We start from the raw sequence: 13,154 nt of genomic DNA, 5'->3' as shown, positions 1-13,154 counted from the left end.
ACTCAGGTTAAATCCGCAATTTTACATTTACCACCAGCACAAATGGCCTGAGATTGCGCCAACAGCAGTTCAGCTGTTGCTAAAGCATCGCTAAGCGCATCATGTAATTGATGCGGAGGTAAACCATAACGCATTCTACAAGCGTTCAGTGTTAATGCGTCTTGCGCCAACGGGTAGCCTTGCTTCAAAACTCGACGCTTATCTATCTGCATGGTATCTAGCAGCAATGCAGGCTTGACGTTTAGCTCAAAGCGCTGGAATGCCGCCTTAAGAAACGCCCAATCCATCTGTACGTTATGGCACACCAACACTTTACCGTGGAGCGCATGCTGAAGCGCCAGCAACAATGTTTGTAGAGACTCACCTTCAGCTAATCGGCTACTATCAATTCCATGAAAAACAGGACTTTGTGCAAGCGTTCGCACCTCACGGTTCAAATGATACTGCGCATCTTTCACTTGGATCCGCATATTTTTAATCGCCAGCCAACCAGCTGACACAATTTCATGACGTTTAGGATCAAGCCCGGTGAGCTCGAGATCTAGCACGACTAACTCGGCTTGCGAAAACGGCAAATGCTTATAGCGCCATTTAGCAACTGAGTGAGAAAACCAGTTCATTTCTTACAAACTCCCTCGAGCAAACTTAAACGCACTCGCCTGCTGTGCTTGTTTTACTAAATAAAATGCTTCTTTGAGTTGATGTCGTTCAAGAGAAGAGAGGTTTTCTGGGTTAATACAATTTCCTGGTAATCCTTCACGGTTGATTTGGGTCTTTAACCGCAATTGTGTTAAGAATCGCCAACAGTCTTTTAGATTGTCGATATCCGACTTTGCAAGTAATGAGCTTTTAGTCAGTGCCTCTAGGCGCTCTAAAGTATTGGCTCTTACAATACCCACTTTTAGCGCATACAACCTAACCACATCGTTGATAATTGCAACCCCACGCTTTTTGAGATCTAAATACTTATGCTTGCTTTTGTCTTTTTCTAACTTAAATTGTTGAAAGATCCCGATCGGTACCGAATTGGCATTGATGTCTGTCGCCATTGCCGCATAAAACAGCTCGTTTCGACTGATCTGATCCAAAGATTGGCGAAGTGTCGCATAGAGCTCGCTGGCGCCATCAATAAAACGCATATCAAAGTAGATCTTGCAATTGAGCATTGCCTTTGGCGTAGGAGACAAGATCCACTTGCTAAACCTTTCAGTCCATTGGGCAACCGTACCACGACAATCTGCATTACTGGCCATGATATTCCCCGGGCAAGATTGAATACCACACTCGTTGAGTTGCTCACAGACAAACGCACCTAAAGCAGCAAAATAGCAGCGATCATTGTCGCTGATATTATCTGGTAGCAATAAGCCATTGTCTTGATCTGAATGTAAGGTCTGCTCCTCCCGTGCCTGAGAGCCAAAACAGATCCACGCAAAACGACATGGCGCGGCGCCATGCTGCTGTTGATATAGGTAGATTAATCTTGATGTGAGTGCATCAGTGAGGCCGCTTAGTAGCTTGCCAATCAGTGAAATATCTTCGATATGGTAGGAAAATTGGCGCAACAGATCTGGGATCTCCTGAGCGCAGTTTTTAATAGCCAGAAGGTTTTGTGCTTTATAGATCCTGCCAATAAGTTGCACCGGATCGCTTTTTTGCTGTCTGAGCAGGTCAGTGCTGGTCAGCATGCCTAGTGGTTTGTATGCTTCATTTAACACAGGCAAATGATGAATATTATGCTTAAGCATTAAATGCAGAGCCGAAAACACACGATTGTTTTCAAAGATATGTTTTGGCTTTTCCGTCATGATCTCAGCAAGCGGGGCATGGGGATCTTTGTCTAGTGCTAGGACTCGATTGCGCAGATCTCTATCCGTCACAACGCCAACTAAACGATCTTGTTCCGTGACCATAATTGATGAAACACGATGCAGACTCATCAATTTGGCGGCGTCACGAATACTCGCAGTCGGTGCGATAGTAATCGCATCTTTAGTCATTAGCTCAGATATTTTCCGCTCTGACCAAGTTTCGCTTTGCTGTTTATAACGAGAAGAAAGTAATCGATTAGCATGTGCTCTAACAAAATATTGCTCAAAAGCTTTGTATTCTCGGCGCAGAAAATCAAAGTTTTGCTCATTGAGAATGTAAACCAGCCCATCTTTTTGAACTTCGATGCGATTTTGAATGGCATCACCCGTTAATAAAGAGGGATAACCAAAGTAATCCCCCTCACTCATGCGGCCAATAACTTCATCCTTAGCCGAGATAAGATCAATCACACCAGAGCGCAGTAGATATAAATTTGGCTTGCCATCTTGAAGCCAATCCTGTTGATTCGTTTGGCTAAGATAAACAATTTCAATATGTTTTGAAAAGTAGCTGGCAGCCGCCTCGGGCAACTCAGAAAACGGGGCTTGTTTATAAACAAACTGAAAGACATCTTGAATTTCTGGCGTCATACCTAACTATCCTTCTAATCGTCTACAATCTTGCACTATCAAAAACGAATTTGCCCAGCACGCAGGCTGGGCAAATTCGATTAGCGTTGCTTAGTGTGCGTGAGCAGCGCTAGATCCTTTAGGGTTACGGATCCCTTCGACCATCACTTTGACTTCTTCAGGCGTATCCGCGGTCACTTTCATAACCAGCGCAGCGACAACGAAGTTCACTAGCATACCTACAATACCGATCCCTTCAGGAGAAATCCCAAACAACCAGTTTGCAGGCGCATTTAGCTCAGGGCTGACAAACTTAAAGTAGATAATATAAGCCGCAGTGAAACCTATACCCGTTACCATGCCGGCAATAGCACCTTCTTTATTCATTCGCTTAGAGAATATCCCCATGATAATTGCAGGGAAGAAACTCGCCGCAGCCAACCCGAAGGCAAATGCAACCACCGAGGCAACAAACCCTGGCGGGTTTATACCAAAATACGCTGAGATTGCGATAGCTACCATCGCCGCTAAACGCGCAGCCAGCAGTTCTTGTTTATCGTTGATGTCAGGTTTAATGGTACGCTTTAACAAATCATGTGATACCGATGTTGAAATAACCAGTAGCAAACCAGCGGTTGTTGATAGCGCCGCAGCAATACCACCCGCAGCCACCAATGCAATCACCCACGCAGGTAGATTGGCAATTTCTGGATTCGCCAATACCATAATATCGCGGTCAATCTTCACTTCGTTTGTACTTGCAGGATCATCAATCTTGCCTGCAGAGTACTGCATTTTGCCGTCACCATTCTTATCGTTGAAGACGATAAGGCCCGTTCTTTCCCAATTTTTCACCCACTGTGGTGCTTCTTCATATACCGTACCACTACCATCTTTACCGTTGATAGTGTCGATCATGTTTACGCGAGCGAATGACGCAACAGCAGGTGCAGTTGTATATACGATAGCGATAAACACTAAGGTCCAAGCAGCTGAAATACGAGTGTCTTTTACTCTAGGAACGGTGAAGAAGCGAACGATTACATGTGGTAGACCAGCAGTACCAACCATAAGTGCAGCGGTGATCGCAAAGACATCAACCATACTCTTAGAGCCTTCGGTGTACTGCGCAAAACCGAGCTCTGTACTGAGTCCATCTAGCTTGTCGAGTAGATAGGTGCCCGAGCCATCAGCCAGCGTTGCACCAAAACCAGTTTGTGGTAGCAAATGGCCTGTCATCATCAGGGAGATAAAAATAGCTGGAACCAAGTAAGCGAATACGAGTACACAATATTGAGCGACCTGTGTATAAGTGATCCCTTTCATACCGCCTAGTACCGCGTAGAAGAATACAATCACCATACCGATATAAACCCCCGTCTCAATATCCACTTCGAGGAAACGAGAGAACACCACACCAACACCACGCATTTGACCGGCAATATAGGTAAAGCAGATGAAGATAGCACACAGGATCGCAACCACACGTGCAACCTGAGAATAGTAACGATCACCGATAAAATCCGGTACCGTAAACTTACCAAATTTACGCAAGTAAGGAGCTAAACACAGTGCAAGTAATACATAGCCACCGGTCCACCCCATGAGGTAAACACCGCCGTCGTAGCCCGCGAAGGAAATAATCCCCGCCATTGAAATAAAGGACGCTGCACTCATCCAATCAGCAGCGGTTGCCATACCGTTCGCAACAGGAGGTACGCCGCCACCAGCAACATAGAATTCATTCGTTGACCCAGCTCTCGCCCAGATAGCGATACCGATATAGAGCGCAAAACTAAGGCCGACGATAATAAAAGTTAAAATTTGAACATCCATCGATTAGCTCCTCACTCGTCCACGCCGTATTTTTTGTCTAACGCATTCATTTTTGAAACGTAGACAAAAATTAACGCAACAAAAGTATAAATTGCGCCTTGCTGAGAAAACCAAAATCCGAGTTTAAATCCAAAAAAACGAACTTCGTTGAGCACATCAACTAACAGGATCCCGAATCCAAATGAAACGACAAACCAAATAGCGAGTAGCTTAAACATCAAGGCGAGATTTTCTGACCAATATGCTTTCGCTTGTTCTTCACTTTTAAAAGCCATTTTAAATCTCCTATCACCCGCTCCAACATGGAGCAAGTTGTGTTAATAGACCTTAATGAGAGTAGCAACGGCTTGATAAGTTGAAATTGAGACCTTAGTCGTAACAGCAAGTTAACGTTTACGTAAACTGCAGAATCATAGTATTCATTAGAATTAAAAAGTCTTTATAAACAAAAAGATAAGATAGAATAGGTTGGACGAAGATGTATTTTTAATGAGAGGATTCGACAGTAAGACATTAGTCTAACTTGAATGCTGAATGAAGGTCTTTACTCACCAAAGAAAATTCTAACACTTTGATTTTAAATCATATGTAAAGCTCAAATAAAATTATAGAGTAAACTAGACTATGAGTGCCATTTGTTTGCTAAAGTATGGCGATATAAATAATAAAACCTATAACAAACACTATGACTGCCATTTTACTCCTTGTTGCCGCTGCTTATATTGGTGTACTTTTTTGGCTCGCCAACTGGGGAGATAAAACCACCCCCGCGCACTCAAAATTAGTCATCATCCGTTTGTTTATGCCTTTTCTTTAGGGATTTATTGTACCTCTTGGACTTATTATGGCTCGGTAGGTACTGCGGCCACCAGTAGCTGGCATTATTTCCCTATTCTTTTAGGACCCATTTTACTGTTTTTATTCGGTCAGGGTTTTTTGCGCAAACTCATATTGGTCAGTAAAAAACAGAATATCACCACCATTGCCGACTTCATTTCAGCACGATACGGTAAACGCCAAACTACGGCTGTCATGGTAACGATGATAGCCCTATTGGCAACCATTCCGTATATTGCACTCCAGCTCAAAGCCTTGAGTAGTAGCTTTTTGTTATTACAGCAGGATGAGCAAGTGTCTGGCACTGCGCTTGCATTAGCTGGCACCTTGATCATGGCATTATTTGCGATTTTCTTTGGCACTAGAAAAGTAGATGTGACTGAGTATCGCTCAGGGTTGATGTTGGCCGTTGCTTTTGAATCTATCGTTAAACTACTCGCACTTGGTATTGTTGCCGTGCTTGCATGGCAATCCTTAGCTCAAGTTCCCGACTCATTTGAAGCATTGAGCGAACATTGGCAATCTTTTGACTTCTTTAACTTCAACTTTGTTGGACAAACACTCATGGCAGCGGCTGCCATCGTCTGTTTGCCACGACAATTTCATGTTGTGGTGGTAGATAACCACAACACTTCACACTTAAAAACCGCACGCTGGGCATTTACGCTTTACCTGTTATTAATAGCGGCCATGATCATCCCAATCGCTACCGCCGCTATCCACCCCGATATTGGCTATGATGCTGCACCGGATAGTTTCGTACTCGCTTTGCCTATCATGATGGAGCATCCGATCCTCGCGACGTTTGTCTTTATCGGCGGTTTATCAGCGGCAACGGCCATGATAGTCGTTGCAACACTGACCCTCAGTACGATGTTATCGAACGATGTGGTATTGCCTTTGCTGTTCAAGCGTAAATTTAAGCAGAACATTCTAAACAGCAGTTTTAAGAGTCAAATACTCTTAGTTCGACGCTTTGTTATCGCCGCTATCTTATTACTTTCATATATGTACCAGCAATGGTTTGGCCATGGTGAAGCACTCGCGAATATGGGTTTAGTTGCTTTCTCATTGGTTACTCAGCTATTGCCCGCGATTGTCGGTGGGCTTTATTGGCGCAAAGGCCATGCGTATGGCGTATATGCGGGACTCATCGCTGGTTTTATCTGCTGGATGCTATTTCTTATGTTTCCAATTCTGGAAGCTGGTGGATTACTTGATTATGAAATGCGTCAAACCCTTATTACTCGAGGTACTTTACTTGCACTACTCGCAAACATTAGTTGCTATATTAGCTTTTCTATCGGTGCACAGGAGCGCCTAATCGACCGTATTCAGGCCGCAGCATTCGTAAATCCTAAAGATCAGGCTGCACTATCTAAACGCTTGAATAAACAAGTTCGTGCTACCGTGTATGACTTTAAAGTACTGCTACAAACCTTCTTGGGGGTTCAGCGCAGTCAGCAACTGCTCGGACACTATGCTCAAAATAATATTTTAGAAGATAATGACGCGTACCCAGCTCCTGAGTTCATCTCATTCTGCGAGCGCGCACTCACGGGCGTACTCGGCGCTTCATCAGCCCAAGCTCTGATCCGTACCGTGTCATCGGGTCGCCAAATGGCATTTGAAGAGGTGGTTAACTTTTTTGATGAAACCACACAAGCACTACAGTTCAACCAAAACCTACTTTATACCTCATTAGAAAATTTAAGCCATGGGATTTCGGTTGTTGATAAAGACCTAAAACTCGTTGCGTGGAACAAACGCTATCACGAGATGTTCGCCTATCCAGATGGTTTCTTAGAAGTAGGGCAGCCGATAGAGGAAGTGATCCGCTTTAACGCCGAGCGCGGCGAATGCGGCCCCGGAGAAGTTGATAAACACGTCGATAAACGAGTTCAACATCTGAAAAATGGCACCCCTCACCACTTTATTCGCCACCGTCGTAATGGCCAAGTATTTGAGATGACGGGAAACCCGCTGCCAGAAGGCGGGTTTGTGACAAGTTTTTCAGATATCACCACGCATATTGCGACGCAAAACGCACTGGAAGAAATCAATATGGATCTCGAGAACCGTATTGAAGCCAGAACCCAAGAGATCCGCACCATTAATATGGATCTTAAAGCGGAAATAGCCAATCGTCACGAAACAGAACAGGCACTAATGGCCGCAAAAAAAGAAGCTGAACAAGCAAATGAGAGCAAAACCCGCTTCTTAGCGCTTGCCAGTCATGATATTTTGCAGCCACTCAATGCCGCACGCCTGTACTTAGCAGCGATTGATACCCACAATTTAATAAGTAAAGATCAGGGTAACTTTGAAAAACTCACCGATAGCCTAGACTCTACTGTACACCTAATGAGTGCGCTTTTGGATATTGCAAAACTTGAACAAGGTGCAATGAAGCCCACTCCTAGGCACTTCAACATTGACGATATCTTACTACCACTGGCAAATGAGTATGCCATCATTTCAAAAGAGAAAGGTCTCGAACTTAAGGTGAGAAGCTCTCACAGCATTGTACACAGCGACACCACTTACCTACGCCGGATCATTCAAAATTTGGTTTCCAATGCCGTTAAATATACCGATAGTGGCAAAGTACTTATCGCCTGTCGACGCCGTAAACATAGTTTGAGACTTGAAGTATGGGATACCGGTCCTGGTATTTCAAACCATGAGCAGAATAAGATCTTTAACGATTTTTATCGTATTCAAGCAGGCGATAATAAAGGTATTGGACTTGGGCTTGGTGTTGTAAAACGTCTATGCGATCTATTATCCATCACGATTTCAGTGAACTCGGTTGTCAATCAAGGCAGCCGCTTTGCCATAGACATACCCTATGGCAATGTGGATTTACTCCAGGTAAAAGAAGATATTAGCCAAAAACCGCAAAGTAAAACTCAACTTAATGTCATCGCGGTTGATGACGACCCGAAAAACCTAGAAGCCATGGCGAGCCTGCTAGATAAATGGCATTGCCGCTATCAGCTGTTTTACAAAGTAGAGGATGCGCTTGCTTACGCAAAACATAATCCCGCACCAGATGTTATTTTAATGGATTACCAACTTAACGATAACTGTGATGGGATCTCTTTGATCAAATCGCTACGCACCGTATGGCAAGATACGATTCCAGCTATTTTAATTACCGCCGTGAGGGATGAAGAAGTAAAAGTCGCCGCTAAGAGTGAGCAGATCCATTACCTGTCTAAGCCAGTAAAGCCAGCAAAACTCAAGGCTCTGCTCAACCATGGGCGGTGAGCACACAACCAGTTACTGAATACGATAGCAATCGAAAAGTTTTTTGTTGGTAAGCATTTATCTCACTGCCAATTAGCAGTATTCTGAAAGTTCGCTTGGACGAATTGGAATGAGGAAATGAGTTACATACTAACGACAGAGTGCAAAGATGACATAGGACTGATCGCGAAGATCACGAGCCTTTGCCATGAGCACGACCTAAACATCACGCGTAATAACGAATTTGTAGATAAAGAAGGACAGCGCTTCTTTATGCGTACAGAGATCACAGGCACACCCAGTGATAACTTTCTGACACAACTTCGTCAGTCATTACCAACTGGCGCCAAATTAAACCTATACGGACAAGAACGAACAAAAGTGGTGCTGCTTGCGACGAAGGAAGCGCACTGCTTAGGCGGCGTGTTGCTTAAACAATATGAACAAGCATTCAATATTGAAGTACAAGCAGTTATCGCAAACTATGATACGTTGGAACCCCTTGTTAAAGGCTTTGGTATTCCTTTTCATCTGGTATCACATGAAGGGTTGAGTAGAGCTGAACACGACAGTGCAATGGCCGACTTAATCGAACAATATGATCCTGATATTGTTGGCTTGGCAAAGTATATGCGGATCTTAACACCGGAGTTTGTCTCACGCTTTGACGGGAAAATTATTAATATCCACCACTCATTCTTGCCAGCCTTTATCGGTGCAAAACCCTACCATCAGGCATTTGAGCGTGGCGTGAAAATTATTGGTGCTACCGCTCACTTTGTTAATGATGAATTAGATGAAGGACCTATTATTGCCCAAAATGTCACGCAAGTTAGCCATGCTCAAAATGCTGAAGAGATGGCAAAAATCGGTAGAGACGTTGAAAAAACAGTATTTTGTAACGCGTTACAATTAGCCTGCGAGCATAAGCTTTTCATTAACGGCAATAAAACCGTCGTCTTTTCATAATCAAGTTCAGAATCGCAGTTTAGCAACTTAGGAAATGAACGCATGGAAGCGTGAAGAAGAGACACTCCTACAATGCTGTGTATCTGATGGTGGCAGCGAGTTTATATCCACCAAACAGCATAAAACCCGTTATATTGCTGCAACAAGGTTATGGAATACATGTTTTTTGCTGAAGCTTAATTGCAAGCCATCGGCGGATAAACCACTTCCCACTATATTGCACTGTGCTGATGCTGTGGTAGGAGCGAGTTTACCTCGCGATGTGTTGATTGGCTTGCGAGGTTTTCTATACTCCAAACGCAAAAAAGCCCGACTCTTTCGAATCAGGCTTTCTTTTATTTGGCCCTGGCGATGTTCTACTTTCACATGGGTAATCCACACTATCATCGACGCTGTTTTGTTTCACTTCTGAGTTCGGCATGGGGTCAGGTGGGTCCAAAACGCTATAGTCACCAGGAAAACTGGGTGCAAATGTCTAATGACATCGTGCCTCGCACGAGCATTCCATTTGCGCAAGGTGAACCGATTTCGCGATACCGCTGAGGTTGGTCACCTTGTTTAATTCTTAAATCTGGAAAAAGCTTATTAAATTCTTTTGTCTACTTTAGTCTATTAACTTCTGTCGCTTATAAACCACTTTGGCGTTGTATGGTTAAGCCTCACGGGTAATTAGTACGAGTTAGCTTAATGCCTCACAGCACTTCCACATCTCGCCTATCAACGTTGTAGTCTTCAACGGCCCTTCAGTTGACTCTAAGTCAAAGTGAGAACTCATCTCGAGGCTCGCTTCCCGCTTAGATGCTTTCAGCGGTTATCGATTCCGAACGTAGCTACCGGGCAATGCAATTGGCATCACAACCCGAACACCAGCGGTTCGTCCACTCCGGTCCTCTCGTACTAGGAGCAGCCCCTCTCAATTCTCAAACGCCCACGGCAGATAGGGACCGAACTGTCTCACGACGTTCTAAACCCAGCTCGCGTACCACTTTAAATGGCGAACAGCCATACCCTTGGGACCGACTTCAGCCCCAGGATGTGATGAGCCGACATCGAGGTGCCAAACACCGCCGTCGATATGAACTCTTGGGCGGTATCAGCCTGTTATCCCCGGAGTACCTTTTATCCGTTGAGCGATGGCCCTTCCATTCAGAACCACCGGATCACTATGACCTACTTTCGTACCTGCTCGACGTGTCTGTCTCGCAGTTAAGCTTGCTTCTACCATTACACTAACCGTACGATGTCCGACCGTACTTAGCAAACCTTCGTGCTCCTCCGTTACTCTTTGGGAGGAGACCGCCCCAGTCAAACTACCCACCAGGCACTGTCCTCAACCCGATTCAGGGGCCTAAGTTAGAACATCAACACTACAAGGGTGGTATTTCAAGGTCGGCTCCACACAAACTAGCGTCTGTGCTTCAAAGCCTCCCACCTATCCTACACATGTAGGGTCAATGTTCAGTGCCAAGCTGTAGTAAAGGTTCACGGGGTCTTTCCGTCTAGCCGCGGGTACACAGCATCTTCACTGCGATTTCAATTTCACTGAGTCTCGGGTGGAGACAGCGTGGCCATGGTTACACCATTCGTGCAGGTCGGAACTTACCCGACAAGGAATTTCGCTACCTTAGGACCGTTATAGTTACGGCCGCCGTTTACCGGGGCTTCGATCAAGAGCTTCGCCTAAGCTAACCCCATCAATTAACCTTCCGGCACCGGGCAGGTGTCACACCGTATACGTCATCTTACGATTTTGCACAGTGCTGTGTTTTTAATAAACAGTCCCAGCCACCTGGTCACTGCGGCTCTCGTTTGCTTACAGAGCAAGTCTTTCACAAACAAGAGCGTACCTTCTCCCGAAGTTACGGTACAATTTTGCCTAGTTCCTTCACCCGAGTTCTCTCAAGCGCCTTAGTATTCTCTACCTGACCACCTGTGTCGGTTTAGGGTACGATTCAGTATGAACTGAAGCTTAGAGGCTTTTCCTGGAAGTAGGGCATCAACAACTTCACCACCTTAGTGGCTCGTCTCGACTCTCAGCCTTGGCAACCCGGATTTTCCTAAGTCACCAGCCTACAGCCTTTCACATGGACAACCAACGCCATGCTTGCCTAGCCTGCTCCGTCCCCCATCGCATTCATACCGAGTACGGGAATATTAACCCGTTTCCCATCGACTACGCTCTTCAGCCTCGCCTTAGGGGTCGACTCACCCTACCCTGATTAACATGGGATAGGAACCCTTGGTCTTCCGGCGGAGGAGTTTTTCACTCCTCTTGTCGTTACTCATGTCAGCATTCGCACTTCTGATATGTCCAGCATGCCTCCCGGCACACCTTCAGCCACTTACAGAACGCTCCCCTACCCCGCAGACAAAGTCTGCAGCCGTAGCTTCGGTGGTATGTTTAGCCCCGTTACATCTTCCGCGCAGGCCGACTCGACTAGTGAGCTATTACGCTTTCTTTAAAGGGTGGCTGCTTCTAAGCCAACCTCCTAGCTGTTTTAGCCTTCCCACATCGTTTCCCACTTAACATACACTTTGGGACCTTAGCTGACGGTCTGGGTTGTTTCCCTCTCCACGACGGACGTTAGCACCCGCCGTGTGTCTCCCGGATATTACTTTACGGTATTCGGAGTTTGCAAAGGGTTGGTAAGTCGGGATGACCCCCTAGCCTTAACAGTGCTCTACCCCCGTAAGTATTCGTCCGAGGCTCTACCTAAATAGATTTCGGGGAGAACCAGCTATCTCCCGGTTTGATTAGCCTTTCACTCCTAGCCACAGGTCATCCCCTAACTTTTCAACGTTAGTGGGTTCGGTCCTCCAGTTGATGTTACTCAACCTTCAACCTGCCCATGGCTAGATCACCGGGTTTCGGGTCTATACCCTGCAACTTAAGCGCCCAGTTAAGACTCGCTTTCGCTACGGCTCCCCTAAATGGTTAACCTCGCTACAGAATATAAGTCGCTGACCCATTATACAAAAGGTACGCAGTCACCCAACAAGTAGGCTCCTACTGCTTGTACGTACACGGTTTCAGGTTCTATTTCACTCCCCTCACAGGGGTTCTTTTCGCCTTTCCCTCACGGTACTGGTTCACTATCGGTCAGTTGGGAGTATTTAGCCTTGGAGGATGGTCCCCCATATTCAGTCAAAGTTTCACGTGCTCCGACCTACTCGATTTCACTTTAAATAAGTTGTCGTGTACGGGACTATCACCCTGTTTCGTCATGCTTTCCAGCATATTCCACTAACTACATTAAAGCTTAAGGGCTGCTCCGATTTCGCTCGCCGCTACTTTCGGAATCTCGGTTGATTTCTTTTCCTACGGGTACTTAGATGTTTCAGTTCTCCGCGTTCGCCTCGTTAACCTATGTATTCAGTTAACGATACCTGCAAAGCAGGTGGGTTTCCCCATTCGGAAATCCTAGTCTCAAGCGCCTCTTACTGGCTTGACTAGGCTTATCGCAAGTTAGTACGTCCTTCATCGCCTCCAACTGCCAAGGCATCCACCGTGTACGCTTAGTCACTTAACCATACAACCCAAAATAGTTTTAAGTTGTAAATCAAAGACTGATTTAACTTCGCCAGAAGTTAATATTGAATACTAAAGTAGACGCTAATTAATCATCAAATGATTAATCGGCATTTTCTTTCGAAAACTCGATAAATAACTTTACGTTATCTATCAGAATTTAATTTTTCAGCTTTTCCAAATTTTTAAAGAGCAAGAGAATTACTTCTCAGAGTTAAAAACTCTCAGTTACTTGAACATGAGTAAGAGTGTTTATCTATAAGAAGGAGTAGTAAAGTGGTGGAGCTAAG

The 13,154-nt window shown here is 45.1% G+C and carries 5 protein-coding genes, 1 tRNA gene, 2 rRNA genes and 1 pseudogene (1 of these 9 only partly in view); 2 read left to right on the top strand and 7 right to left on the bottom strand.

Annotated features, from left to right (window positions below; all coding sequences use genetic code 11):
• Positions 1-2 precede the first annotated feature (2 nt).
• From B1L02_RS02020 to B1L02_RS02005, 4 genes are all read right to left on the bottom strand, one after another.
• Positions 3-620 carry a 3'-5' exonuclease gene (locus B1L02_RS02020; RefSeq protein WP_088529721.1) on the bottom strand — a complete coding sequence of 206 codons (618 nt, stop codon included), beginning with the start codon at positions 618-620 and terminating at the stop codon, positions 3-5.
• A gap of 3 nt (positions 621-623) precedes the next feature.
• Positions 624-2,462, bottom strand: a complete 1,839-nt coding sequence (locus B1L02_RS02015) for a DUF294 nucleotidyltransferase-like domain-containing protein (protein WP_088529720.1) — start codon at positions 2,460-2,462, stop codon at positions 624-626.
• A gap of 90 nt (positions 2,463-2,552) precedes the next feature.
• Entirely contained in the window at positions 2,553-4,277 is a 1,725-nt protein-coding gene (locus tag B1L02_RS02010; RefSeq protein WP_088529719.1) for a sodium:solute symporter family protein, read from the bottom strand.
• An 11-nt stretch (positions 4,278-4,288) separates the two neighbouring features.
• A complete protein-coding gene (locus tag B1L02_RS02005; protein WP_010607553.1) occupies positions 4,289-4,552 on the bottom strand; it encodes a DUF4212 domain-containing protein in 264 nt (87 codons plus the stop codon).
• Between the two features lie 410 nt (positions 4,553-4,962).
• Here B1L02_RS02005 and B1L02_RS02000 point away from each other — a divergent pair.
• Positions 4,963-8,387, top strand: a pseudogene (locus B1L02_RS02000) (PAS domain-containing hybrid sensor histidine kinase/response regulator).
• Between the two features lie 117 nt (positions 8,388-8,504).
• A complete protein-coding gene (purU, locus tag B1L02_RS01995; RefSeq protein ID WP_088529718.1) occupies positions 8,505-9,335 on the top strand; it encodes a formyltetrahydrofolate deformylase in 831 nt (276 codons plus the stop codon).
• A gap of 343 nt (positions 9,336-9,678) precedes the next feature.
• Here the strand turns inward: purU and rrf are convergent.
• The 3 genes from rrf to B1L02_RS01980 all read right to left on the bottom strand — a co-directional run.
• Positions 9,679-9,792, bottom strand: a 5S ribosomal RNA gene (gene rrf / locus B1L02_RS01990).
• Positions 9,793-9,983: 191 nt separating this feature from the next.
• Positions 9,984-12,865: ribosomal RNA gene (locus B1L02_RS01985) — 23S ribosomal RNA — on the bottom strand.
• A gap of 276 nt (positions 12,866-13,141) precedes the next feature.
• Positions 13,142-13,154 (bottom strand) — tRNA-Ala (locus B1L02_RS01980) (it continues 63 nt past the right edge of the window).

The organism is Pseudoalteromonas piscicida, assembly GCF_002208135.1.
GTDB classification, from domain to species: Bacteria; Pseudomonadota; Gammaproteobacteria; order Enterobacterales; family Alteromonadaceae; genus Pseudoalteromonas; species Pseudoalteromonas piscicida_A.
This window is presented reverse-complemented; position numbering and strand designations above follow the sequence as displayed.

Coding starts and splice junctions, on each gene's coding strand:
- B1L02_RS02020 (WP_088529721.1), bottom strand. CDS start 620: ATGAACTGGTTTTCTCACTCAGTTGCTAAATGGCGCTATAAGCATTTG.
- B1L02_RS02015 (WP_088529720.1), bottom strand. CDS start 2,462: ATGACGCCAGAAATTCAAGATGTCTTTCAGTTTGTTTATAAACAAGCC.
- B1L02_RS02010 (WP_088529719.1), bottom strand. CDS start 4,277: ATGGATGTTCAAATTTTAACTTTTATTATCGTCGGCCTTAGTTTTGCG.
- B1L02_RS02005 (WP_010607553.1), bottom strand. CDS start 4,552: ATGGCTTTTAAAAGTGAAGAACAAGCGAAAGCATATTGGTCAGAAAAT.
- purU (WP_088529718.1), top strand. CDS start 8,505: ATGAGTTACATACTAACGACAGAGTGCAAAGATGACATAGGACTGATC.